Source organism: Thermophagus xiamenensis (assembly GCF_900112795.1).
GTDB lineage: Bacteria > Bacteroidota > Bacteroidia > Bacteroidales > Marinilabiliaceae > Thermophagus > Thermophagus xiamenensis.
Genome location: NZ_FONA01000013.1, coordinates 69,067 through 95,821 on the forward strand (window position 1 = coordinate 69,067; position 26,755 = coordinate 95,821).

Genomic DNA, 26,755 nt, shown 5'->3' on the forward strand with positions numbered 1-26,755 from the left:
AATCAATAACTTTATGAGTGAAATGAATTTTACGAATCAGGAAATGTCTCCCGCAATTAGGAGAATAATTAAAAATTTTCGTTCTATTATATTGGTGCTTTTTTTGGTGGTTTTAGCTTGGAGTGGATTTTTTCAGGTAGGACCCGAAGAAGCAGGTGTTGTAGTTCGTTTTGGTAAATATAAAAAAACTGTAATGCCGGGACTTAATTTTAAGATTCCTTTTATCGAACAGGTATATAAAGTGCCTGTAGAACGGCAACAAAAGCTGGAGTTTGGCTTTAGAACTTCCAGTGCCAATGTTCGCTCACAATACACCAAGTCGGGTACACAAAATGAGTCGCTAATGCTTACGGGTGACTTAAACCTTGCCGATGTGGAATGGGTCGTTCAATACCGAATCAATGACCCTTACAAATTTTTGTTTAAAGTGCGCAATCCCGAATCTACCCTTCGAGATATTTCTGAAGGGGCAGTAAGACAGGTAGTGGGTGACAGAACTGTCAATGAAGTACTGACCGTAGGGCGTACCGAAATAGCTTCCAGCGTGGAACAGCTGATTCAGGAACTGGCCAATAATTATGAGTTGGGGGTTAAAATTGACCAGGTGGTACTACAGGATGTTAATCCCCCTGACCCTGTTAAAGCTGCTTTTAATGCCGTTAATGAGGCCCAACAGGAAAAAGAGACCTTGATTAATAAAGCCAAGTCGGAATATAACAAAGTAATACCCAAGGCTAAAGGTCAAGCCGAAGAAACCATTCGTAAAGCCGAAGGTTATGCCGTTGAGCGTGTAAATAATGCCAAAGGGGAAGTGGCTCGCTTTAATGAGCTTTATTCCGAGTTTATAAAAGCTCCCGAAGTAACACGGCAACGAATCTATTTGGAAACTTTACAAAAGGTTCTGCCCCGATTGGGTAATAAGATTATTACCGACCAGGAAGGCAATAATGTGTTGCCTCTTTTACAGATGCAACTGGATAAGGCTCAAAGTGTAAACCTTCCTTCGGCTTCCGGTAACAAAGAATAAATTCTTATCATCTTGAGTAATTTTAAAATTGATAATTATGGCACGATATAAATCTATTAGCTTTATTGTTATACTTATTTTGGCTTTCATTACTTTTTTGAGTAGTGTCTACGTCGTAAATGAGACTGAACAAGTAGTGTTAACCCAGTTCGGAAAACCGGTAGGGGAACCGGTGACCACACCGGGTCTTAATTTTAAGGTCCCCTTTATTCAAAAAGCCAATTTCTTTGAAAAACGATTCCTGGAATGGGATGGTGACCCCAATCAAATTCCTACCAAGGATAAAAAATATATTTTCGTGGATACTTATGCTCGTTGGCAGATTGTTGATCCACTGCAATTCTTTAAACGCTTAAGAAATGAACTGGGAGCTCAATCTCGCCTCGATGATATCCTGGATGGAGAAACCCGTGACTTTATTGCCAATCATAATTTAATAGAAACTGTTAGAACCAGTAACCGCGTCCCTATGTCGAGTGGAGTAATTGGTGAAATGATTGGAGACAGCCTGGAACAAATTGAAGTTGGTCGCGAGAAAATTCAAGCCATGATTTTGCAGGCGGCCAACGAACAAACACTTGACCTTGGTATTAGAATATTGGATTTCAGATTTAAGCGCATTAACTATGTGGAAGAGGTCAGAAATCAGGTTTATGAAAGGATGAAGAGCGAACGCTATCGTATAGCCGACAAGTTCCGGTCCGAAGGACAAGGTGAGGCCTCTCGTATCAATGGTGAAAAAGAGAGAGAGTTAAAAACCATTCAATCGCAAGCGTTCCGACAAGCCGAAGAAATTATGGGGCGTGCCGATGCCGAAGCTGCTGCCATTTATGCTGCTGCTTACAACCGGTCCCCTGCTGCGCGAAGCCTTTATACTTTCATGAAATCGATGGAAACCTTTGAAAAAACTTTTGATAGCCAGACTCACATTATTCTTTCTACCGATAGCGAACTCTTTAAATATCTGAAAAAGGCGGAATAAATATGCAACATCCTTTACCTTAGGGTGGCATAGAATGCGGTCTCTATTAAAACTAATTTGTTATTTATTGGTTTAATGTAATTAGTGAATTATAGGGCATGACCAAAAAAAATGGATAAAGACAGCAGGGTCATGCTCTAATTTTGTTTAAGAGAACGGTTGAAAAAATTGGAATTTATTTAATCTCGGTTAAAGAAGGAAAAATTCTTTTAAAATGAGGGAAGGTGAGTTTTAATTTCATTGGTTAATTGACTATCTTTGTAACATTTTGAAATGAAAATGGCTTATTTTTGTTAAGATTTTAAGTAGGTCGCTGATTTGTTGGGTTGAAATGTTGATTTGAATCGTATTGGATATAAATTAACTCTACCTGAAGAAAAGAAGAATACTAAGACCTGTTGCTATCATATATTAGGGAATATAGATGCAACAAAATACCGGATAATTAAATTTAGTGGATTATTAATTGAATCAGATTATGCAAATTGAAGGAGTGCCCAAAGCATTTTTGAGACAAGAGGCCAGGGAGTACATTAATTTATATGCCTCATTGGGAGAACGTGCAGAAGTGTTCTTGCCCAATTTTGTCTTCGATAACTTAAAGGCGTTTGTCCGTCTTTGCTATGAAGAGCCTACCGATCCGGCACGGCAACAGGCCGAGATACAAAAGTATCTGCTAAAGTTCAGAGAAGATATTCCAGGCTATTCAGATATAACCCTGATGCTTTATCCCCATCAGGATTCAAAAGCTTTTATTTATAGTTCCTTAAAACAGGATTTCAATCGTCGATTGGGGTATTTTGCCGATAATGATATTGTAAATAAACAACAGAAAGAGTGGATTCAGAATATCCAGAATTTTCACGATTTATCGGTAGGAACGCCGCCGGTGACCGAGAAAACCATCGAGTTCCTGGCGAAAATTGTGATCGGGGACTCACCTGTCGATCTGCGCCGGTTTAGAGATGTGATTGGCGTTATCGGTGATATTGATGAAGCCCACTGGAATTATTTTATGGATACTCTGGAACAAATGATTAACCAGAGTACTCATTATACCACCCGTGCTGAGAAAAATAATTTTCTGCATCGTACCGAATGGGCGGTTAATTTCAAAGGCCTCAACGGATTGATCCGAACCGTGGTGTCCGGAAACAGTGATATTGCCGTTGAACTGATCAAAGGAGAAGTTTTTGGAGCCGACTGTGTACGTGTTGTTGAAGATATCAAGGGTGAAGAGCTTTTTGAGTTGATGCAGGAAGATACTTCCAGCGTTTTTGTGGTGAAGGTGAAACATATGCGTAAAAATATGTTTGCCGGATCCAAATGGTTTCCTCTGATTTCCAGAATCGTCGTCGTCGATGATTCCCCGGAATCCAGAGCCTCGAACACTTCTTTGGTGTTCAGTTTCCATAATGGTATCATCAATACCCTGAATAAGGTTCATACCAAAAAATTGGGTGCTCCCGCCAACACACAACTTAACCTGAGGTTGATACTGGAAAATGTCAACAGTAAGAACCTTCAGGAATTTAAAGAACTGCTTGACAAAAAAATTGCCGATTACAACCAGGAACTGGAGGAGCTTAAAAAAGAACAACTTGGACAAACCGATGATTTACTTAAAAACATTAATTTGTTCAAGTTCGATTCGTTTTCTCGCCAAATACTGAAAGACAGGTATTCTTTGGCTCGGTTACGGGATTTTATTCAGTTCATACAAAATACCGCGGTACCCGAAAAACGACAAAAACAAAACCAAGAGCTGATTCAATCCTTTGAGGAACGAATCAAAAAATACTTCTATTCCGATATTCCGGATGTACAAGTGGCAACCATCCTTGAAGGGGGCGGACGTAACCAGATTCGCACCTATGGCGAATATCTGCTGAAGCGTAAGCTTAAACCCCTCGACGATGAAATCCTTGAGCGGTGTAAAACCATTATCAATTTTATTCCTGATAACTATAAAAGAACTTTACATAACCATTTTCATAAGAATTTTGGTGTAAACCTTTTCCTCGAAAAATATCAGAAATATATTGCCAAGGTCGATAATGAATCCGACAACCAGGGACGATTCAGAAATGTGTTGATCGACCTGGGGGTTTACAAAGATTTTGAGCGACTGGGAGATAAAGAAAAACAGATCATTAAGGACTTCATTAGTGACCTGAACAATTTGGATAAGACCTCCATCTCGGATGATGTCCAAATGATTATTCGTGACCTGTTGTACTACAGGGATAAAAATCCCAAGCCTTACATTATTTATAATAAAGTACTGGCATGGGAGTATACCGATTTGTTCTCAGATGATAAATTTTATATCAATCCTTTCGATATAGAAATCGAGAATCTGGATGATCAGCGCATTGACTATGAAAGGCTTCTAACCAAACTGTCACGAATCAAAAACACTTTACAATTATTTGATTCTACCGGAAGCCTTTGGGACCGTTTCTGCGAAAATGTTACCATCATCATTAACGATCCTTCCAATCCGACAGGATACAGTGACTTTAACCGTGAAAACCTTATAGCCTTCCTGAAATTTGTCAATAACAGCAAAATTACTCTGCTGCTTGACGAAGCCTATACCGATAGTGTAAAGGTTCCCGATGAGGTAATGCCAAAGTGGAGGTCTATCTCAAGATACATTTTTAATAATGAGAGTATTTATTCAAAGATACGGGCAGTTTCGTCATTATCCACCACTAAAAATTTGGCCGGGTCAGGAGAACGTTTAGGTCTTTTGGTGGCTACCCCTGCCATGAAGGAGGTTATTGATTTTGCACGTGAGCGCAATCAATCGGTTCGCGGTAACAGTTGTTCGCTCTATTTCCTGAATGCTGTCCTGGAAACCGGATTGAGGGCCAAATATTTGAAAGACAAACTGGAGTCTAAGTTGCCTAAGGATGCCTCTCGAAGCAGGATTGTTAAACATATAGAAAATTTCATCATCGATTTGGTGAAACAAGATGGAAAGTCCAAAATGGCAACGGGCGATCCCATCGTTTCGGGGTTTGAAGGTAGTCCACTTCATCTTTTCCTGCTGGATGAATTGGTCGCTTTGGCTAAATTGGATATCCTTGGCCTACCCGATGACTTTAAGTATAAGGATGTTCCGTTTTATATCTATTACCGGGGCGAGCTGGTTAAAGGCTTAGACCGTTTCAGAATTAATAAAAATTTCCGCAACGAGTCTAATTTACGTCTGAAAACGGCCATTAAAATTGCCGAAGAGGTCATTCAGGAACTCGATGTGGAAGATGTTTCGGTAATCCGTTCCGATGGGTCATATCTTTTTAACCTGCTATTTAGAAATTTTGGTAGTTTCAACGATCTGGAAGATTTTACCAAAAAAATCGCAGGTGAAAGAGGCATTTCTGCCTTGCCCTATAAGACAGGCGTGGTCAGATTCTCGCTCGGAGGTTATATTGAAGGAACACCTGAAAGCTACGAGATATTTAAAAAAGAATTACGAACCGCCTTCACCATTTTTCTCTCTTACTGGAAAAAATTAAAAGAAGCTCGACAGATCAATCCAAAGGCTTCTGTTAATGAGCTGCTGGATAAAATTCTCAATGAGGGCAGCAAGGGTGGTTTCCCCGAAGGTGTTTTTGAGGATTATGCCATGGTGCGTGACCTGAAGAAAAAGGTCAACCAGTCGCTACGCATCAATGAAAACCGATCCTTGTACCATGCTTCGCCTCAGGTGAGCGGGGTGTCTATTACCACTATTGGTGATTCGAAAAATTCTGTCATCGAATTTCAGGGCGATGTGGGTAACTGTCGTACCGTCGAAGAGTTTATCCGAAGCAGAGCCTTTACCAAAATATATGAAAACCTGTTACCGCAGATATACAAGAAAATTCCGCAACTGCGTAACCTTAACTTCAATATAGTGGCTTCACGTTTCAGCAAAGCCACCATTCTGAAATATATTAACAATAAAAAAACGTTCCATCCCAACCATTATGTGCTTGATGACCCCGAAGAAAAGAATATCATGCGGGAGATATTAATTGAGATGGAACGCTTGCTCTTTTCAGACACCAAGATGAAAATATTAACCCTTCAGGCCAGTGGCGATTATAATATGGATGTTGCCCGGCTCGAAGGTGTTAACATGGTGCTGAAAAAGCATATCCAGGAAATATTGTTGCACTTTAATTTGCCGTTTGAGCAACCCAGCATTGAGCCCAGCCGGCGCGAAATTATCACTACTGCCTGTGAACTCTTTGAGGAGGTTACCGGATTAACGGTGCAGGATATTGACCTGGAAAGATATCTTAGCCATTTTATTGAAACGTTACGGCAGGATAAGGAATTTGCATCCATCGACATTGCTGCTCGTAGTGTGGGCTTTATTGCCGACGTTGTTAAAAGACGGGTATTCAATAGTGGTTTGTCGGTGAGTGACCAAATCCTCTATCTCTATTTGCTGAAAAATGATAGTAGTTTCTTTAATCAGGTAACTTCAAAATTGAGGTATCTGCAGGAACGCATAGATAAAACCGATGATGCTGACCTGAAGATTTTTACGGAAAATGTCCTTACCGAAATCCTTCCCCAGGAGGTGGATGATATCATGAATTATATTATCCGCAAAAAGGATATTAAGGTAGATGAGACCCGACTCTCGGAAGTAACCCAAAAAGTGGTCGGATTCCTAATCTTTTTGCAGAACCTTTCAAAAGGTACCGATTATTATCATAAGTATACCCATACGCTGATAAAAGTTCTGGATACTTACTTCCGACGTCAGAACAGTGACGTGAACGAAATGATTCAGCACGGGATAACTCTGTATCGAAACTTTGAAGTCAAGGATAAGACTTTAAAAGAATTCGATAACGGGAGGTTGGTATGGATTAACGAAATGATGACCAAATGTGGAGTTATTTCGGTTGAACAATCGGTGCAACGTCATACGCGTATCTCTACCGATGCCAAAAAGCGCGAATATCCATTCCATAAAGTCGACAGGGGAGAGGAAGAGCCCATGTACCTGTTGGACATGAACCGTAGTAAGTCCAAAAATGATTATATCAAAGCGCTGTCAACCAAGCCTTCGTCTCGTTTTTTTGAACGTCGGCTGGCCCGCTTTGTGGCCAATATGGACCCCGATGACTACCGTTGTAAGATAATGAAAAACGGGGTGGTTACTCAGCTAATCATTTTCCAAAAAGGTTACATCAAGTATCTAACCGATTTCTTCAGGCTTACGCAATATCAGGATATATCCCTGAAGGATGCAGAAACCTTTGTTCCGGATGTGTTGCTCTTGTTGGGAGCACCGGAAAAAGTTATTTCCTTCCCTCAGATAGGGTACTTCGACATTCAGGGCCCCAAAGGAAATATTAAAACGCTGGTTACGCCATTGCGTAAGGAGGCCGATTACTTTGGAGATGTTAAAAAGCCGTGGCTCACCATGATTAACGAAAAGGTGAAAGAGATGGGCGGTATCCCCAAGCATGGTTCTCTCTTTGCCATTGAGTTGGAAGATGGTTCCATCTTTGTCGTCGAAGTCGATGGTGACAGTGGTGTGGGCAAATCCGAAATGCTGGCCGGCCTCACCCTGAAATGGTTGCGTCAGAACTTACCCGGTGTTCGTTCCATTAAAAACATCGCCGGCGATATGTTCCATGTTTTCCGCGATAAGGAAGGAAATCTTTATGGTTTTGGTACAGAAGAAGGGGACTTCTCAAGAGTTACCGACTTCGACCCCGAATACATCAAATATTATAAGTATTTGTTTGAAAGCAGTGCCGACAGTAATGTGGATGACCTTAACTCACGTAGCACCATTAGCGGTATTTGTGAAATTCATATGCCTTATAAAATCGACATCATTCTTACGGCGCATAATAACTCTAAGGAAGATGCCGGAATTATCCGCGTGAGCAATCCTGAAAACTTCTTGTTATACATCGATTCTCACGGTGAGCGAAAAGAAAAGGCCACCAGTCAGGATGGACCTCACTTCCAGCGTACGCTTCTGCGTTATACCGCCGATAAAAATATCGTTGATGTCCTGGCACAACATGGCAACTACCTCGATGATGTCCTGGATTGGGAATTAGACCCTGTGGATGGAAAGTATTATCTGGCTTCATCCTATAAAATGATGGACAAAATCGATATCGAAGAGGTTGTTCGCAAAATATTTATAGGTAAGGAGATTCCATATGCGGATGAGAAATGGAAAGTTACCGGCGTTAGCTTTGATTTGGTGAAAAACCGCTTTATCGCTTCCATTCAAAAGGGCGATAAAGTTTCAGAAGTTATTTTGTCGCGAAACATCTTCAGCTCTATCTTCGACTCACTGGCCAGTACGCCTGCGGGTCAGCCTTTTGTTTCGCAGGATAAGCAAATCGAAGGGCGCTATCACCTGATTGATGTCTTAAAAGGTGGTGATGATGGAAAGGGTGAAGGCGCAAAAATTGAGTGTGGTATTTTGTCCACTGAGATTGGCAAGAAAGGCAAGGAGATTTCCGGTCCGCAGAAAGCGGCTGAATCACTCACCACACTTATCAAAGAATTGCGTGCCGGAAGAGCCGAAATCAATCAAACGAAAAATAAGGTTCGGAGAATTGTTAAGGAGAAATATGCCCATGTCTTTACCAATGGTCAATCCAGCAATGAAATCTGGAGATACAACTTTTATCTCTATCAGCTGGATAAAATGATGAAAGCTGAATTTGTGCGGATGGATGACCCTTCGGTTAAAATTGATTTGTCAGGCGTGAACCGCTTTAAGCCTAAAGACAAGAACGAAGAATTTAGTCCGTTGCTGGTGACCCCTAATCTGAATATTGAGCTCAGCAGCTTTGGTGAAACCTGCAATGAGTTAATGAGTTTACCCAATTATCCCGATTTTGCCCAAGAATTTCTTGAAGGTGCAGGGAAATTATACGTGGCTAAAGGATATAGCGAAGAGACCATTGTCAACAACATGATTACCCAGTTGTTGCTCATGGATGGTTACATAGAATTCGATGACCTGATGAAAGGGCGTATCACCGAAAAGGTGAACCGCGAAACCATTGCTGCTGCTAAATATGCTGTGTTACAGGAATTGGAGCGTCGAAAAAAAGAAGAAAAATCCAAACCGGCAGCTTCTAAGGCAGCTAAACCGGACGCAGGCACAAAAGGGCAGCGACAAAATCAGTCTAAGGGGAATAAAAACGTAGACAAAAAACAAAACGGAAAAGAAGACCAAACTAAATAACTTTTTCGGTTTGAAATACTCAAAAAAAGAACCGCTACATTCTCGAGGTAGCGGTTCTTTTTGTTCTGGATATGTTTTATTGAGCCAGTGTAAAACGTTGCGGACCACTGTTGGTGAAACCTGTTATTACTATAGGTCCTTTCCCTGAGGTGAGCTTCTTCTTTTTCGCCTTGCCGGGGATGTATAAAAATCCATAATTGGATTCCAGCTCGAAAGTTAATTCCTTAAGGTCGTTTTTTAATTCCATTTCAATTCGTCCTTTGGTGGTCTCAAACGAACTGCTCTTAGTAAGCTCTATGGCTTTTCCTATCAACTTTCCGCTTAACGATTTTAAGTCCATATAGCCTTTAAGGTTTTCTATCCATACATCGCCGTCGTCGTTGTTAGTTTGCAACTTTCCTTCCAGGTTTTTTAGGGTTAACAAACCTGTAGAGGTTCGAAGATTTAGTTCGCCATTAATATTTGATAGGTTTTGTGCTGCAGTATTGGTTTGAACCGATATTTTACCTTTTACATTTTCCACAGTTATATCACCTTTGTCAGTGATGGCAGTGACTTCACCGTCGATATTCGTTATTTCAATGGGTCCGCTTTTAGTATTTACAGCCAATTGTCCTTTGAGTGCATTGACCGATATGGCACCTGTTAATGTTTTAAGATTAAAGTTTCCCGAAACATTTTCGGCTATTATCTTACCATAAGAGGCGCTGGCATTTAGGGTACAGTTTTGAAGGTTTTGGGGTTGTATGTATCCCGAACCCGTTTTTACCCATACTTTGCTCTCGGTTGGAAGGCTTACAATCATTTCCCCGCTTTTGGTTGAAACATGTTTGTCCGGAACAACAATACTCAAATTTAAAGTGTTGTTTTCCTGTTGGTCGCTTAATCCAAATCCTTCCACGGCAGCCGAGGATTTGATTACGGTGCTGACAGTTATGGCATTGTCGGTCGAAGGTTGTAAAATAATTTTACAAAAATCCCCTTCAATTTTCACCGTGTCGGTTTTGTTAAAGGTTTTTGTGGCATTGTAAACTTCTTCGAGTGGAAGATTGGCCATGGCTAAACTTATCCATCCCAACAAAAAGGTGAGCGTAAAAAATGTTTTCATAGATTGATAACTTTTTAATTATTATTGGGTTATTAGTTTTATTAAAATGCTTTTTTACTTTTGAAGTCTCTCTGGTTCTTTTATACTTTTCCCTATCACAAAAATGCATACTTTTTTTATTTGTATAAAATTTATGTTGACTTTGCCGAATGCTTAATTAAATCATTTCACTACATAATATTTTAACAAATTGTGTATTTGTCATAAAATGGATATTGAAATTGATATATTTTTGTTTGTTTTGAAAAATTATTGGATTGGCTTTTGGCGTTATACGAGTAAAAATGATGAACCGAGGCTGACGACTTTTGCTATAACAGGCAGAAGGCAGAAGAAGTGATTAGTCATTAGTTAACAAGTGGTTAGTATTAAATAACTAATGACTAACGACTAACCACTAATGACTACTTATAAAAAGCAATGTATCAACGAAGTAAGTAAAATTTATACTGATGAAAAAATTTAACAACATTGTTTTATTATTAGTTTTTGTTTGTTGCGGGTTGGTATTTGGTCAAAACCAGTCAACTACTTTCCCGTTAGTTGAGGGAGTTCATGTATCAAAAGAGATTCGTAGCGACTCAATATTTTCCAAAGCATGGTTGTTATGGGTTGAACAGCCCATTGACCACCATCATCCCGAGAAGGGTTATTTTAAACAACGTGTATGGCTTTCCCATAAATCCCGGAACGCACCCGTTGTATTGGTTACCGAAGGGTATATGGCCCCTAAAAACAGCATTACCGAATTAGTTAAGATTGTTGGTGGTAACCAAATTATTGTGGAACATCGCTATTTTGGTGCTTCGGTTCCCGACTCTCTGGATTGGAATTATCTAACCATTGAGCAGGCTGCCATGGACCATCACCGAATTGTTGAATTGTTTAAAAATTTTTACACCGGGAAGTGGATTAATACCGGTATCAGTAAGGGAGGGCAAACAGCCCTGATTCACCGGGCACTCTTCCCCGATGATGTGGATGTTACCGTTGCTTATGTTGCACCTTTTAATCTGGAAAAAGAAGATAAACGGCTGATAGAGTTTTTCAACCATGTTGGTACCCCTGAGCAGCGGAATCGTATTCTGGAATTTCAAAAAGAAGTTTTAAAACGCCAGGATGAGTTGATGCCTTTCTTAGATGCCTTTGCCAGGGAAAAGGGTTATACCTTCCGAATGGGAAAAGAAAAGGCCTTTGAACTGGCTGTTTTAGAATATCCTTTTAGTCTGTGGCAGTGGGGAAGGGATGTTGATGCTATCCCGCGCCCCGGTGCACCGGCAAAAGAACTTTTTGACCATTTATGTAAGGGCAGCGATTTCGGATATTTTTCCGACCAGCAATGGAAACAGGTTTGCCCGTTTTTTTACCAGGCCTATCGTGAGTTAGGCTATTATGCCTATCTTGCAACACCGCTTAAAGAGTGGTTGGATGAGATAAAAACCGATACCGTGTCCAATCGATTTATGGCACCCAATGTTGATAATCTGGTTTTTGATGTCAATGCCCCGCAGCGAATTCTCACAAAGCTTAGGGCCGCTGACCCGGAAATTATTTTATTAACCGGCGAGAATGACCCGTGGGGAGCTACAGCCCTGAACCCCGAAGGATTTTCTAATATGGTGAAAATTGTTAAACCCGGTGGTTCACATCGCACCAGAATTAATAACTTACCCGATTCGCTTAAAAATATCGTGATAAATCAATTAAATAATTGGTTGAACTAAAACTAAAAAAGGCAACTCAACGTTTTGAGTCGCCTTTTCCTTTTTGAACATGGGTTACTTAGGTCACGCTGCACATGTTGTGCATACACTTTCTGACAATTACAAATTTATAGAAATAAATACTTTTTGTTAAGAAATAATGTTTAATCTCTCTTTTTCTTTTATGAATGTCATTTTTTTTTGGACAAAAGGGTGCATTTATTGAATAAAAGGAAACAAATCCCTTGGGTTGCACGGAAAAAATATTTAAATTTGGTAAAAACATTTTAGCTTTTTCGATTATGGCGAGTATTAGAGACTTAAAGAAAGACATAAACTATTTGGCCAGTGAAATTATTACTGAAGCCTATGTAAGAAAGATGCTCTTTAACAGCATCGATGAAGAGGAGTTTAAAAGTATTGTGTTAGATACCATTAATTTTCGAAACGCGATGATAAAGAAAGTTAATCATCCAACCGAAAAGAATGATCGTAAAAAGGTAAGAAAATATTTCCAGGAGGTGCAGAAAGAGATGTATCAAAAATTTTCTGAGTTGGTTGATAAAGTAAGTGAATTGAAACAACAGTCTTAATCTTTTTTTTAATTGGTCTTTAGCGGGATAGCCTTTTATCTTGGAGGCCTCTTTTTAAACCGTCTATTAACGCTTTTGAGTTTAGACGGTTTATTTTTTTCAATAATTTTTCCCGGCACCAACATGATACGGGTAGTTTGCAGTAATAAAGCCGGATATTACTATTATGCATCCATATGAGCTCCATGTGGTCAATTACTTAGGTGAGATTTTTGTTTTGAATAGCAATAAATTGTAAACATAAATACAGTTCGATTGTTTTTACATTTGCATCCGGGAATAAGGCTATTAAACACTTTTTTTGTATCAAAAAGCACTTTATTGCGTAGAATGGCAATGATCATTTTTATTACAGAAGTTTTAAATTTATTTTCTATGAAAAAGTTACTTACTAAACATTTTCAGTACACCGGTATAGATGATTATGATATGTCTTTAGATGATCAAATCAACAGTTTTCTGGAAAAAGAGAATGTGTCGCCCGATCAAATTATTAAATTAGAATATGCGGCGCATTCAAGTCAGGGCATTAATACTTATTCGGCTTTATTGATGTATGTTACTGAATAATTTTTAAAATAACGCTATTGGCTATTTTAACCATAATGCAATATGTATGATTTTATATGGCCATGTGCGTTTCATTAGAACAAGGTTTGATTTTGAGTAAAAAAGGAGTTTAGGGAAAGTTTAAAGGCTAATTATGCTGAGAATGTCCCCAAATTGGCATCACTATTGGCCTAAATAACTTATTAAAAGGAAGAGTTTTAGAAATTCTTCCTTTTTTTATATTTTCGAGTCTTGTAGAAAGAATATTTAAACAAGGATAGCAAGAAGATTTATCACATCAGGAACAGGGAACAGGCAGAAGGTAAAAAAAGTTTTTAGTAATCAGTGAACAGTCATTAGCGGTGGTTTCACTATGGATTATTGATTAAACACTATAAACTAATTTTAGTTCTATCCAATAAATTAAGAAAATTTTATACGGTTGATATTTATTAGAAGTTAGATGTGAGAAGCCGAAAAAAAATTTATTAAAATCAAACAACCGCAGAGCAAAAGTTTATGGACCAATGGTTGGCTTATAGCCCTTTTTTGTTAGATGTTTTAATTTTGGATTAAAAATGTATTTTTAAATCTTTGAAATAGAGGTTGTTGTTAAAAATAATTGTTTTACCATGAGGTTGTTTGATAGATTTTTCAAAAGCCGCAAGCAATTAAAGGGTGGCGCAGAGGATTTACCTTCAGACCGGTTAGAGGAAAAATCGAATGGTGATGTAAGTTCCTATGATTATGAAGTAGGTATCGCCTTAAGTGGAGGCAGTGCAAGAGGTATCGCCCACATTGGAGTGTTAAAGGCCTTGGATGAATATGGCATTTCGCCCGACATCATATCCGGTACCAGCATGGGTGCCCTGGTGGGTGTCTTTTATGCCGCCGGATTGGCCCCGGAACGCATCCTGGAATTGATTAAAAAAGAGAAAATTTACAGTATGGTTTCTCTAAAACTGAAACAGGGAGGCTTCTTTGAATTAAATGCGGTACGCAGGGCACTTAAAGAGGAAATACCCGCAAATGATTTTTCGGCCTTGAAGAAACCCTTCTATCTTTCGGTTGCTAATATCACCGATGGTGTTAACGAAGTTAAAGGCGAAAATGGTCCGTTACACGATTTTGTGGTTGCCTCTTGTTCGGTACCAGTACTTTTATTGCCTCAGGAAATTGATGGCAAAACATACATTGATGGCGGATTGTTTGACAACCTTCCTGCAGCTTCTATCAAAGACAAATGTCGTATTTTGATAGGGGTAAATGTTAACTATTACGGACCTGTAGAAAAGCTTAATGGTATTAGAGAGATAGCCCAGCGCACTTTTAGTCTGGCAATAGAACAAAACGTTGCGGAAAGTCGGAAGATGTGTGATTTCGTTATCGAACCCGAAGAACTGAAAGATTACACTTTACTTGATTTTGATAAGGCCGACGAACTTTACAATATTGGCTATAATGCCGCCATTAAACTGATTAAGGAAGAACTGGGACCCGTAATGCAAAAGCACCGCATTGAACAAGAGGAAGGAAGTGTAAATTAATTATTCAAGTTCTAGCCAGGCCCCAAAAAGTTTTTCCGTATCAGCATCAATCAATGGCAAAAATCCTTTCTTTATCTTTTTGTCTTCCATTTTAAGCGGATTTTCTCTCTTCTTGCGTTTACAGAAATCGGTCCACGATTCTTGCTTAAATAAAGCCGTTTTCCATTTGCCACGGGCAGTGGAATGTATCCTTTTTTGTAAACAAATATTGGCTAATCCCATATTATACCTGAGGTTAATTTCCAAACATGGATGAAGTTTCATCTCCTTTTTAGCATTTTCGAAAAAAAGAGCGTCAATACCTGCCGGGCCCCAATAAAGTGTCTCAATTCCTATTCTTTCAAGGGCCTCCTGTACAATATCCCGGCCCTGAAGCAACGCTTCCCGAACTTTTGATGTGTCCCGAAAATGTGGTGATGGGTTTACCGGATAACCTACGGCGCATCCCTCAAACTGACCCGACACATCGGTGTAAAAGAAGTTATGCCCTTGATATTGAATGTTATTTTTAATGATAAATTGAAAAGATACATCCTGAATCCTGGGAAGCATTTTTTCAATATAAACCTTTCCCTGACGTTTTAACATCCCTCGAACCCAATCCGATTGAGAAGGGTCATCCTCATAATTTCTTATTCTGAAAAGTCCACGCCCCGATGCACTCCATGGAGTTTTTACAACTGCCGGTGGAGTTATCTTTTCAAAAAGATGGGATAATTGTTCATAATTGTTGATGGTGATCGGCGGTGAGGGTACTTCAAGTAAATCATAGTGCTTTGGGAATCGTTGCCAAAGAACCCTTATTTCATTTAAAAGCCGGTATCCTGTTTCGCGGCTTAACAAATGAGATAGCCGATTATCCCATTGGGAAAAGGGATGTTCCTGCCATTGGGCAGTAGCATAACGAAAAAACGGTTTAAGTTTGTTGTATATGGCTGGACTCCATCCCCATGGCGAAAACTCCAGTTTTGTTCCGGATGGTATCTCTTCAGGCGAAGTTACAATTGTGGGCATTTCCCATCCAAGGTCGACAAGATGCTTTAATGAATTGCCTGATCTTTGCCCAACCAGAATAAAATCGCGTTTTTCGGCAAACATCCATGGCAATGCTGCCAGGTCATTTTCAAAACGCCGAAGATGTGCAGGTGGCATATATGATACCTGACCATTGGCTATGGCCATTTCGTTGGTGGGGTTAAATACATATAATTTGCTAATCATTAATGTGTTTTTTTATAACCGGCCTTTTATGGAAATGCCTGTTTATGAGTTTCTATGCTCTATTACTTTTTTAAATTAGCTGCTGAACTTTCATTATTTCGATTCAATGCAATTCTTTTTTGTATTAAAAATGCAAATCTAATCTTGATTTTGATTTAAAGTAGTTGTACTTTGCCCTTAATTGTATAATTAGCATATTTTTAACATATAATGCCGTATGGCATAATATTTTTATACGTTTAGAAAAAAAATTGTAATGAAGGCAATTTTTAAAACGTACGTTCGTTTTGTAATTAGTTTTTTATGAGGGCCATATTATTGTAGCATCAATATGCTTACAATTCAGTTTTAACTTATCAAGCTTGATAATTTGTTTAATCACTTCCTTCATCTCCCGATTTAACCGGTAAATTGGGTGAAATGTAATTATATATTAATCAATAAGCAAAGGGGCGCGTGCCTGCTTTGAGTGATGATTTTTTGTTTTTGTGAAACAATCAGTTTTTGACTTTAAATTCCAAATCTAAACATCTGACCAAACTATGCGAGTATTAACTTAAAATTTAAAATGATGAAGGCAGTTTATTTTTTTGTTGCGATTATGTTGATGTTTTCAGGGGCTTGCACCATTGATGCCGTTGAAGATAATACCGATGGTGAAGAATTGACCGAAGATGTCAACGATAATTCGGATGAAGAGGAAAATAACGACGACCAGGACGATGGTTCTAATGAGGACGAAGAAAACAATGAAGATGAAAACGATGATTCCAACGATGATATTGATGATGACAATGCTTCATATGTTGGGAATGTTTTCATTGCCGGGCACGAAGTAACCAAGGAAAGCGTTTTGCGGAGAATTCCCGTCGAGTATATCGATAAGGCGAGAAACAGTTTTCGTGTAGCCTACCAGCATACTTCGCACGGTACGCATGTTACAAGAGGCGTCTTCGGTTTACCCGATTATAAATCCGGTGACGATGTTACCTTTGGTGTCTCTTTGGATACACCCGTAAGCGGTAAACTGACCATTTATGACTATGCCATGCAGGATTATGCACCCGCAGGGGAAAAGTCAGTCGACTTAAGCGAAGATGAAGAGTCTTTTCTTCAGACAACCCGCAACTTCCTTGATGACCCCCAAAATGCCGATGTGAACGTAATTATGTGGTCGTGGTGCGATATTTCTAATCATGATGTTGAAGGTACTTACCTTCCGGGTATGAAGCAATTGATTGAAGAATACGGTGTTGGTGGCTCTAAAATAGGTACAGGTGAAGGACAGCGTGAAGTGCCCGTACATTTTATCTTTATGACCGGGCATGCCATTGAGAATAATAACATAGGTGAGGGACGACCTAAAAACCAGGCAGATTTGATTAATGAGTTTTGTCGGGAAAATAATCAGTTCTGCCTAGACTATTACAGTATCGACACTCACGACATGGAAGGTAATTATTGGGAGGATGCCAATGATAATGGTTATTCACCCAAATATGGCAAGAACTTTTATGTAGAATGGCAAGAGAACCATACTCTGGGTGTAGATTATTGGTTAAATCGTAAAGAACCCGGAGGAATTGAACTTACTGGTTCTCATAACACTCAGCACATCACCGCTAACCGCAAAGCGATGGCTTTCTGGTGGATTCTGGCCCGATTGGCCGGTTGGGATGGCGAACTGGAATAATTTTATATTATTTACCACCAATAGCTTACTGCCGTAAGCAGATGTCTTATATGAAACGAGCATGACAATTGTTGCCATGCTCGTTTTTTTTTAAAAGAAGGCCCTTACCGAATGGTCTCTTGCAGGGAATTTTCATGTACAACTTTATAATCTAATTGCCTGACACCCGATCGAATGTCAGGCAAACACCTTTTCGGGTGTCAGGTAAGCACCCGAACGGGTGTCAGATAAGCACCCGAGCGGGTGTCAGGTAAACACCCGAACGGGTGTCAGATAAGCACCCGAGCGGGTGTCAGTCAAGCACCCGAGCGGATGTCAGATAAGCACCCGAACGGGTGTCAGTCAAGCACCCGAGCGGGTGTCAGGTAATTACTTTATAATGAGTTGAATAATTGTGTTGAAATGTGATGGGGGATTAAATAGGGCAGTGTAAAACTTCAACTGCCTGGAGTAGATGTTTAAATAGTCTGCTTTTTATTTGTATAAAATTTATTGAAATCATTGGATGAATGGAACTTAAAGTTAGTAGTTAGTGGTTGGTCATTAGTCATTAGTTAATTAACACTATTCACTAATGACTGTTGACTAATGACTAATCACTTCTTCTGCCTTCTGCCTGTGTAGTTCTGCCTGAGGTTAAGAAACAATTACCGGACGGGGTAAAATGGCACTTTGGGGATTTTTGTATTGTTTGTCGCTTCGGATGTACTGAGTTACGACCGAAATTTCATACTCGCCCGGTTCAAAATCATTGGGCAGCATAAAGAGCAAAAGTCTCGGATAATTTAGCACAATGCGTTCATTGGGTATTTTTATGGATTCGCCGGTGGCTGTATTAGTAAAATAAATGCCTACATGTTCTTCATCCCCGGCAATTTTAATGCCTTGGCCTTTCAGTTCTACTGCTCCGCCGGCCTTTAGCTTTCCGTCGGTATTTTCTGTTTGTTTATCCATAACCGAAAAGAGTTGAACAGAAGCACTTTTTTCGCCAATGATGTTCACTTCGGTATCTGCTATGGCCGACTTTATAACCGGCCCCGCAACAAATGATACCCGGATGTTATGCTTTGCCGAATCCCATACTTTATCCTGAAATATCCCTTTTATGATGGGGCGCAGGATGGCTAAGCCTGTATTTACGACAAAGCCCGATAATACCAGTTCGGCGACTTTTTTATGAAAGCGGGAAATGATGTCTTTGGCCGTAGTCTCATGAATTTCCATGCCATCTTGCTTCAGCATCCTAATTACATCATCTGTGGTGATTTGACCCTTGGTTACCGGGTAAGCTATGGAAGTATTGGGTTTTTGCGTTAAATAATATTTCCCCAATAAAACATTAAGAACTTTTTTCATAATGGCCTGCTTTTATCGGGTTAAACTTGATGCTTTTTGTTTGTACGATTTAGGAATATATTAAGATACTATTTAAATTTATTTTTATAGTAATCATAACATGGAATAGCTGTTTAAATTGGGGGAGGGAAAAGGTTGTGAATAGTTTTTATTGATGATGTCTATGAGTTTTGTAATTGCGATAAAAATGCAAAATAATTTAATTGAGAATCGTTAAGCTTATTTCTTTGTCCTATATTTGTAAATAAACTGCAAAAAGTGCAATAATATGATCCAAGAGTTAAGAGTGAGGAATTTTTTATCTTTCAAGGATGAAGTGACATTTAGTTTTAAGGCTTCTTCAGACAATACGTTGGAAGACTATTATGTGGCGAAGCAAAAAGACGGTACTCGACTGCTGAAATTGGCAATGGTTTATGGTGCCAATGCATCAGGGAAAAGTAATTTGATTGAAGCTTTTAATTTTATATACCACTTTATACATAAGGCACCGACCGAAGGACGAAATGCTGGTACCGGTTTTATGCCATTTTTGTTTGGTGATACCGCCAAAGAACCCGGTGAGTTTGAGCTGGTATTTTATGTCGATGATAAAAAACATCGCTATCGGTTAAAACTCGATAGAGAAAAGGTCCTCCAAGAAACATTGACATATTATCCAAGTACTCGGCCGGTTAAGGTTTTTGAACGCTACTTCAGCTCATATAAAAATATCTCTGTAGTCGAATTAGGACCAAGATTAAAAGCTTCGGAACTGGCACAGGAGGCAATTCAGTTAAAAACATTAAAAAACACTTCTGTGTTTGTCGGGTATAATCAGGTGAATGTTTTTTTCTCAGAGATTGAAAGGGTTAAGGATTGGTTTAATAATCAATACTTGTCATCGATTTGTCCTTATTCAGAATTAACCCGATTTACAGATAATTTCATTAGAAAAAATCCTGAAAAAAAAGACAATGCTTTAACATTTTTAAAAGGGGCTGATTTTAATATTGACGATATTTTATTTGAGGATAAAGATGAAAAAGTGTCGGAAAACTTTCTTAAACTGATTGATTCTGCTCCATTGTTGGAAGAGGAAAAAACTAAAATAAAAAATGAAAAAGTCATTCGTTGGGAAAAGATAGCCTTCAGACATAAAATTGAAAAGGATAAAGAGGTGCAATTTTATTCAATGCCGGAAGAACTGCAATCCAGAGGAACGTTAAGATACTATGGTCTTGCCGGTCTTTTTTTTCACGCTATAGAAAAGGATGCTTTTTTACCCATTGATGAAATTGGCTCTGATCTACACCCTTTATTGGTTATTCATTTTATTAAAGAGTTCCTTAAAAAGTCCAGTAAAGCTCAATTACTTTTTACTACGCACAATATGTCCATCCTCAACGAGAAGGATATTCTACGCAAGGATGCCATCTGGTTTACCGAAAAGCGAAAAGATGGATCGACCGATTTATTTTCTTTGTCTGACTTTAAGTTCAGGAAAGAACTTTCTTTTTACAAAGCTTATAAAATTGGTAAATTTGGAGCAATTCCTGAATTATAAACAGCATGCCGCGAAAAAGAAACCATAGGTCGTTTAAAAAAAGATATGCAGTTTTAGGCCAGGGAATAACTGAGCAATGGTATCTTTCTTTTTTAAAAGATTATAAAAAATATAAGTATATAGTTAGGCCTCGACTATTTGATAATATAGGATTGAAAAAAGCCGAACGTTTTATTGATGATTTATTGGACGAAGGGTACGATTATATTACTTTTTTTACCGATTATGATACTATTGTATCTCAAGAGAAAAGGGCCAGGTTTGATGCGTTGATTAATAAGTATAAATCTAATAATAAGGTTTTTATATGCGAAAGCATGCCTTCCATTGAAATTTGGTTTTTACTACATTTCATCTATACAACCAGAGAGTTTGTAGACTATGATTCACTGAAAAGTGTGCTACGAAACTATTTGCCAGGCTACGAAAAAACTAATGAGTATTTAAAGGATAAAAATTGGTTTTGTAAATTAATTCAAAATCAAGGTTTTTGCAAAGCAAAAGCGAATGCTATAAAATTATTCGAAAATCGTAAACAGGGAAATATTGGACGGCACTTCCCTTACACGAAGATGCATCTTGCTATTGAGCAATTTGAAAAACAGAAACATGCCTAACCACTATTGCCACTTAATAACAAGAGAAGGAAATGTGAAGCGGTTGACATGTACAGAAAGAAGACAGAAAAAGTTTTCAGTGTTTAGTGAAAAGCCAATATTGTTGTTTACATTTATTAATTCTTTACTATCGACCTAAAATTAACTTTTAAATGGCAAAAACTACATTTTGGACTGTAATCGAAAAAACGCTTGATAAAGCAGGGACACCGCTTTCGGCAAAAGAAATATGGGATAAAGCCAATGAATGGGGAACTTTAGGTGATTTTAAAACTTCTGGCAAGACACCCTGGGCTACCATATCTGCATACTGCTATACGGACATTAACAACAATGGTGATAATTCAAAAATTATCCAGACCAGTGAGCGGCCTGCGCAGTTTTTTCTTCGACGTTTGGTTAATCAAGCTAATCTTACAAATCTTCAAAAACTGAAAAATGAAGAAATTGCTCGGGGAGAGAAACGCAAAGAAAAGAAATTCAACGAAAGAGACCTTCATCCCTTATTGGTGGCGTTTGCATACAGTAATACTCATTTTAGAGCCAATTTAAAGACTGTTTTTCACGAAAATTCAGCCAGAGCTGTTTAAGGACAAAATGAATGGTTGCATCCGGACTTAGTAGGAGTGTATTTTCCGTTTCGCGACTTCAAGCCGGAGACATTGGAAATTCAGAAACATCTTTCTATTACTTCCATCAAGTTGTTTTCATTCGAATTGAAGGTTTCCTTAAGTTTTTCCAATCTTCGTCAGTCTTTTTTTCAAGCTGTTTCCAATTACAGTTGGGCTCACGAGGGGTATTTGGTCGCCTTGAATATTGATTTTGACCCAACCTTTAAGGATGAAGTGCGGAGATTGAATAATGCTTTTGGGATTGGAATAATTAAACTAAATCCTGAGAATATCTTTGAAAGTGAGATTTTGTTTCCTTCAAAAATTAATCAGGAAATCGACTGGGATACTGTAAACCGATTAGCCAATGAAAATTCAGATTTCAGCAGTTTCCTGAAACTAATTACCGAAGACTGTAAGCTCGGAAAAATTAAAAGTCAATATGATAAGGTGTTCTCAGAAGAGGAGTTGGTGAGATATATGCAAAATAAAGGTATCGTACCAATTATAAATGAATAAAATTTATTTTATTAAAAGATTGATATCGATAGTAATTGGTGGTAATTTCTTGTCTTTTTGAGAGGTGTTATTTTTTGAATTGTTAAAAATAAACCTGTGGGTTGATTTTATTAATTAGTATCTAATTTTGTAGAAAATTATATGCATTTCATTTTGAAGGAAAGGAAAACCTTACTCCGGAGACTATTTCATGTATTGAAGAGGTTTTGGCTACTACTTTGATTAAGTTTTCCGGTACAGAGAAGTTTAGGGTTTTTCCTCTCGAACCAACCAATTCACAGAAAAGAGTGGACTCTAAAGGAGCCAAAGAAAAATTGAAAATTTCGACATGTTCTATCGACGAAAAATATTATTGTCCATCATAGAACTTTTAGGTGGGACAGTAGATAAATTACGCCTGCAGAAGATTTTATTTCTATATTCACAAAGGAAATCATCTGCAGAATATGATTTTATCCCATACAAATATGGTGGTTATTCCTTTACGGCACATGCAGATATAAATGCTATGCTTAGAAGTGGTATTTTGTCTGAGGCTGGTGTGCAATATAGCAAGAAGGATACTATATCGTATTTTTCTCAAATAAAAGAAAAAGATAAGGCTCTGATAACATCTGTTGTTTCAGAGTATGGTAAAATGAGTAATAAAGCTCTTTTGCGACATACCTATTTAAATTTTCCGTTTTATGCTATTCGAAGCGATATAGCTCAAGACATGTTACCTGGGAAATTATATCAACGCATTGAAAATGCTGTGCCAACTGTGCACGGCATAATAATGTTTACCATTGGTTACGAGGGTATTTCTTTGGAGAAATATCTGCTGAAACTTATAGAAAATGGTGTAAAACTTCTGGTGGATGTAAGAAGAAATCCTTTGAGCATGAAGTTTGGCTTTAGTAAGAGTTTACTTCAGCGTTATTGTCATTGTGTGGGAATAGATTACATTCATCTTCCTGAAGTTGGAATTGCTTCTGAATATCGCCGGAATTTAGAGTCGAAGGAAGATTACGAACATCTATTTGCCTTTTATCGTGAAACAACTTTGAATGAGACTCGGCAAACACAGATTCAAATTCTGGAGTTGTTAAAAAAATATCAACGAATTGCCTTAACCTGTTTTGAAGCTGATGCTTGCCGTTGTCATAGAAGCCACCTGGCAGAAGCTATTAAAAACCTTCCTGATTTTGAGTATAGTGTAAAGCATTTGTGAGCTATGGCTCTAACCAAAGTACTCATAACGGTAAAAACCTATCCTACAATATCCGAAAAGTATGATGAATTGGTATGTACTGCCGGATTCCGTGAAGATGGGAGGTGGGTGAGAATTTACCCAATCCCTTTTCGTAAGAAATCATACCATGAGCAGTACAAAAAATATGATTGGATTGAATTAGATTTAGTAAAAAATACAAATGATTTTCGCCCTGAAAGTTATCGTCCAAAAACTATTGATACCGAAATTAAAGTGGTGGGACACGTTGATACTTCTAATAATTGGAAAGAGCGCAAAGAAATTTGTTTGCAAAAGGTGTATGATAATTTGACTAAACTGATAAAGGAGGCAAAGAATAAGGAAATATTGACTTCACTGGCTGTTTTTAAACCGAGCCGGGTTTTGGATTTTTACGCCAAACCAACTGAAAGAGATTGGAAAAGGAGTAAAATTGAAGCCATGGCTCAACTAAATCTTTTTGAAACGGAACAAAATGGAACTTTCGAAGTGGTTAAAAAGTTACCGTATAAATTTAAATATCGATTTGAGGATATTGAAGGAAGAGTTAGCAATCTGATGATTGAGGATTGGGAAACCGGGGTGCTTTATTGGAAAGGCCTTTCAAAATATGACGGGGATGAGCAAAAAGCAATAGAGTATGTTCGACAGAAATATTTCGATGATTTTGCCAAAACTAAAGACCTTTATTTCTTCCTGGGAACAACGCTATCTAATCATTTTATATCTCACAATCCATTTATAATTATTGGTACTTTTCATTCGTATAAAATTTATTTAAGTTATTGGCCGAATGGAACTCGCATGGCTTAATAAAATTTATACATGTTCTTTTGTGGCAACAGCCGCCATGCTCGTTTCATCCGAGAATTGATAATCAATTAAGACTTTTCTGATATTTTTGTATTCCCACCTTAAAAACCACCTGTTGAAACAATGGAGGGTGCCTGAGAAGGGAATGGTTACTCTGCGGGAATTTTGTTTATCCCTCAGCGAAGCTTTGTAAAATTAAATTACAAAGAAAATATTTCATGAATTCATTTTGTTGCATACGTTTTTTGTGACCATTGCATGATTATGTGCTTTTTTGTAATACCAGTTATATGTCATGAACGAATTAGAAAAAGTAATCAAAGAGATGGATTTCCGGCACTTTGGAACCGGACAACACAACATGGATGCAGAAACCTTTTTAACTAGCGACAACACGGTTTTGCTGGACATCCGTACCAAAGAAGAGGTTGATACCCTGAAACTTCCTTTATCGCATTTTTGTCCTGTGATAGAGATTCCTACCCATGAAGTGCCGGACAGGATAGAGGAAATACCCAAAGATAAAACCATCGGAGTGTTTTGTTCGGCAGGTGTGAGGGCCGTTATTATTTTTGTTTATTTGAGAAGTAAAGGTTTTAACAACGTAAAAATAATACCGGGAGGTTATTCCGGACTTATAGAAGCTATTAAACCGGGAAAACTTTATAAAAAGTTGAATAATGAATGAATTTATATTGGCAGTGATCATCATGGTCATTGCCTTTTTAATGACCATGACGGGTCGTGGAGGTGGTAACTTTTATGTGTTAACCCTGGTAATATCCGGTGTGGGGATTAATCTTTCGGCGTCCATCGGACAGTTTATATTAATGTGTTCTTCTTTAATGGCCGCCATTCTTTTTAGCAAACAAAAGATGAATCACTGGCAGCTTACTCTTATTTTGGGTGTGATGCTCTTTTTTTCATCTCTGGCCGGCGGATATTTCGGAAATTATTTCAACGAACGGTTTTTAAAAATCACTTTTGCCGTTGTTATGTTTTTGGCTGCCATGCTAATGCTGCGTAAGCCGAGCCGAAAGCTGAAAAGTGATAGGAAATGGGTTATTATGTTTAAATCCGGCGATCAGGTTTTTCATGTAAATTTTTTGATAACGGTTCCGGTGGTATTGTTTGCAGGTTTCGTGTCAGGGATGGTAGGAGTGTCGGGCGGTTCGTTTTTGGTTCCTTTGATGCTATTAACCATGAATGTCCCCATGCATGTGGCTGTGGGTTCCACCACGGTATTGGTGTCATTGTCGGCCGCAGCAGGTTTTATGGGGCATTGGGGGGCAGGAGTGTTTGACTGGCACCTGGCCATTCCGTTGGCTATAGGTGGAGTTATTGGTGGCTATGCCGGTGCTAAAATGGCTATAAAATCAAAGCCTAAAAATTTGAAATATCTATTTGTCGGAACACAAATTCTGGCTTCGGTATTGATGATTGTTAATGCTTTGTGACTCTTTTTACTATGGGTGTAATTTTTTTCCATTCAATCTCTGCCGGCTGTTTTTTACTTTTAAAATTGAACATTTGTAAAGAAATTCAATTTATAAAAGGTTCGGTTTATTTTTTGTGATGAATCAAGAGAAATAAAAGACAGCAGCAGGAGAAAATAAACGAAATTGTTAAAATTCTAAATGGTTAAATAATTATGCTTACAAAATTTGTGAAAAGTATTTCAACACCCATAGAACTTACCGAAATAGTTGAAGAAGCACCTGATACTTATACTTTTAAATTTGCCGTGCCGGAGAAAATACGTTGGAGCCCCGGTACATATGCTCATTTCTTGAGCTCATCACTTTCTAATGGTGAAAAAGTAAAGAAAGAACTGGTTAGAGAATTATCAATAATGAGTCATCCTGATGAGGATTTCATTGGATTTACCACACGTATCCGGGAGAATGCTTCAACCTTTAAGCGTATAATGCTGAATATGAAGGCGGGTGACCAAATCCGGATGTTTAAAATGGGAAATCATTTTGCCAAGGCAAATCTTGCAGAACCCGTTGTTTTTATCAGCATGGGAGTAGGTATTGCTACTTTTCGGCCTCTTATCCTGGAACATGTGAATAATACATCGGCCAGATTTCCTGTTACCAATATTAACATCGACCGAACAGGCCATTTTGTTTACCAAAGCTTCCTGGAAACCTTACCGGAAAATAAGGTGAAGAATGTTTTGGTGACTAACAGAACCGACCTTTATAAAAGTATTGATGTAAGTATCGCTAACCGTTCCAAAACGTTTTGTGTGGTAGGGTCTGATGAGTTTAACAAAAATATAGGTGATTATCTTCTGAGAAAGAAGGTCCCTAAAAAATCAATTATTTTTGATAAGCATTAGCCAGAGTAGAGAATTTGAATAGATTCAAGAATAGAAATTATTTTATAACAAA

At 38.3% G+C, this 26,755-nt stretch carries 20 protein-coding genes; 17 read left to right on the forward strand and 3 right to left on the reverse strand.

Going from position 1 to position 26,755, the window contains the following annotated elements:
• Window positions 1-13 precede the first annotated feature (13 nt).
• From hflK to BM130_RS09305, 3 genes are all read left to right on the forward strand, one after another.
• Entirely contained in the window at window positions 14-1,027 is a 1,014-nt protein-coding gene (hflK, locus tag BM130_RS09295; RefSeq protein ID WP_010528084.1) for an FtsH protease activity modulator HflK, read from the forward strand.
• A gap of 37 nt (window positions 1,028-1,064) precedes the next feature.
• Window positions 1,065-2,009 (forward strand): protease modulator HflC, encoded by a 945-nt coding sequence (hflC, locus tag BM130_RS09300; RefSeq protein ID WP_010528083.1) that lies wholly within the window; start codon window positions 1,065-1,067, stop codon window positions 2,007-2,009.
• 478 nt (window positions 2,010-2,487) lie between these two features.
• Window positions 2,488-9,246 (forward strand): aminotransferase class I/II-fold pyridoxal phosphate-dependent enzyme, encoded by a 6,759-nt coding sequence (locus tag BM130_RS09305; RefSeq protein ID WP_010528082.1) that lies wholly within the window; start codon window positions 2,488-2,490, stop codon window positions 9,244-9,246.
• Window positions 9,247-9,322: 76 nt separating this feature from the next.
• On the opposite strand, the gene BM130_RS09310 is transcribed toward BM130_RS09305, so the two are convergent.
• The gene (locus tag BM130_RS09310; protein WP_010528081.1) at window positions 9,323-10,354 is read right to left on the reverse strand and encodes a DUF4097 family beta strand repeat-containing protein; all 1,032 of its coding nucleotides are present in this window, start codon (window positions 10,352-10,354) and stop codon (window positions 9,323-9,325) included.
• 452 nt (window positions 10,355-10,806) lie between these two features.
• On the opposite strand from BM130_RS09310, the gene BM130_RS09315 reads away from it, so the two are divergent.
• The 4 genes from BM130_RS09315 to BM130_RS09330 all read left to right on the forward strand — a co-directional run bounded on the left by BM130_RS09315 (window position 10,807) and on the right by BM130_RS09330 (window position 14,746).
• The gene (locus tag BM130_RS09315; protein ID WP_010528080.1) at window positions 10,807-12,078 is read left to right on the forward strand and encodes a S28 family serine protease; all 1,272 of its coding nucleotides are present in this window, start codon (window positions 10,807-10,809) and stop codon (window positions 12,076-12,078) included.
• Window positions 12,079-12,359: 281 nt separating this feature from the next.
• On the forward strand, window positions 12,360-12,650 hold the full coding sequence (locus BM130_RS09320; RefSeq protein WP_010528079.1) for a hypothetical protein: 291 nt from the start codon (window positions 12,360-12,362) through the stop codon (window positions 12,648-12,650).
• Window positions 12,651-13,025: 375 nt separating this feature from the next.
• Entirely contained in the window at window positions 13,026-13,220 is a 195-nt protein-coding gene (locus tag BM130_RS09325; protein WP_029626656.1) for a hypothetical protein, read from the forward strand.
• A gap of 611 nt (window positions 13,221-13,831) precedes the next feature.
• Entirely contained in the window at window positions 13,832-14,746 is a 915-nt protein-coding gene (locus tag BM130_RS09330; RefSeq protein ID WP_010528077.1) for a patatin-like phospholipase family protein, read from the forward strand.
• Here BM130_RS09330 and BM130_RS09335 read toward each other — a convergent pair whose 3' ends face one another.
• Complete coding sequence (locus BM130_RS09335) at window positions 14,747-15,967, reverse strand: ATP-grasp domain-containing protein (protein WP_010528076.1); 1,221 nt, start codon at window positions 15,965-15,967, stop codon at window positions 14,747-14,749.
• Window positions 15,968-16,538: 571 nt separating this feature from the next.
• Between BM130_RS09335 and BM130_RS09340 the strand changes: the two genes are divergently transcribed.
• Window positions 16,539-17,660, forward strand: a complete 1,122-nt coding sequence (locus BM130_RS09340; protein WP_010528075.1) for a hypothetical protein — start codon at window positions 16,539-16,541, stop codon at window positions 17,658-17,660.
• 636 nt (window positions 17,661-18,296) lie between these two features.
• Here BM130_RS09340 and BM130_RS09345 read toward each other — a convergent pair.
• Complete coding sequence (locus tag BM130_RS09345; protein ID WP_010528073.1) at window positions 18,297-19,016, reverse strand: DNA-binding domain-containing protein; 720 nt, start codon at window positions 19,014-19,016, stop codon at window positions 18,297-18,299.
• A 268-nt stretch (window positions 19,017-19,284) separates the two neighbouring features.
• On the opposite strand from BM130_RS09345, the gene BM130_RS09350 reads away from it, so the two are divergent.
• From BM130_RS09350 to BM130_RS09385, 9 genes are all read left to right on the forward strand, one after another.
• Window positions 19,285-20,562, forward strand: coding sequence for an AAA family ATPase (locus tag BM130_RS09350; protein WP_010528072.1), 1,278 nt, complete (start codon window positions 19,285-19,287; stop codon window positions 20,560-20,562).
• Between the two features lie 5 nt (window positions 20,563-20,567).
• A complete protein-coding gene (locus tag BM130_RS09355) occupies window positions 20,568-21,179 on the forward strand; it encodes an RloB family protein (protein ID WP_010528071.1) in 612 nt (203 codons plus the stop codon).
• A gap of 152 nt (window positions 21,180-21,331) precedes the next feature.
• Window positions 21,332-21,769 (forward strand): HTH domain-containing protein, encoded by a 438-nt coding sequence (locus BM130_RS15570; protein WP_202796532.1) that lies wholly within the window; start codon window positions 21,332-21,334, stop codon window positions 21,767-21,769.
• 72 nt (window positions 21,770-21,841) lie between these two features.
• Window positions 21,842-22,309, forward strand: a complete 468-nt coding sequence (locus tag BM130_RS15575; protein ID WP_202796531.1) for a hypothetical protein — start codon at window positions 21,842-21,844, stop codon at window positions 22,307-22,309.
• A gap of 328 nt (window positions 22,310-22,637) precedes the next feature.
• The gene (locus BM130_RS09365) at window positions 22,638-23,522 is read left to right on the forward strand and encodes a DUF488 domain-containing protein (RefSeq protein WP_010528070.1); all 885 of its coding nucleotides are present in this window, start codon (window positions 22,638-22,640) and stop codon (window positions 23,520-23,522) included.
• A 3-nt stretch (window positions 23,523-23,525) separates the two neighbouring features.
• Window positions 23,526-24,356, forward strand: a complete 831-nt coding sequence (locus tag BM130_RS09370; protein WP_010528069.1) for a DUF8758 domain-containing protein — start codon at window positions 23,526-23,528, stop codon at window positions 24,354-24,356.
• A 295-nt stretch (window positions 24,357-24,651) separates the two neighbouring features.
• The gene (locus BM130_RS09375; protein WP_010528068.1) at window positions 24,652-25,044 is read left to right on the forward strand and encodes a rhodanese-like domain-containing protein; all 393 of its coding nucleotides are present in this window, start codon (window positions 24,652-24,654) and stop codon (window positions 25,042-25,044) included.
• The gene (locus BM130_RS09380; RefSeq protein WP_010528067.1) at window positions 25,037-25,813 is read left to right on the forward strand and encodes a sulfite exporter TauE/SafE family protein; all 777 of its coding nucleotides are present in this window, start codon (window positions 25,037-25,039) and stop codon (window positions 25,811-25,813) included. Before BM130_RS09375 ends, BM130_RS09380 begins: the two co-directional genes overlap by 8 nt.
• Before the next feature lie 194 nt (window positions 25,814-26,007).
• The gene (locus BM130_RS09385; RefSeq protein WP_010528066.1) at window positions 26,008-26,703 is read left to right on the forward strand and encodes a ferredoxin reductase domain-containing protein; all 696 of its coding nucleotides are present in this window, start codon (window positions 26,008-26,010) and stop codon (window positions 26,701-26,703) included.
• The last annotated feature ends 52 nt before the right edge of the window (window positions 26,704-26,755 follow it).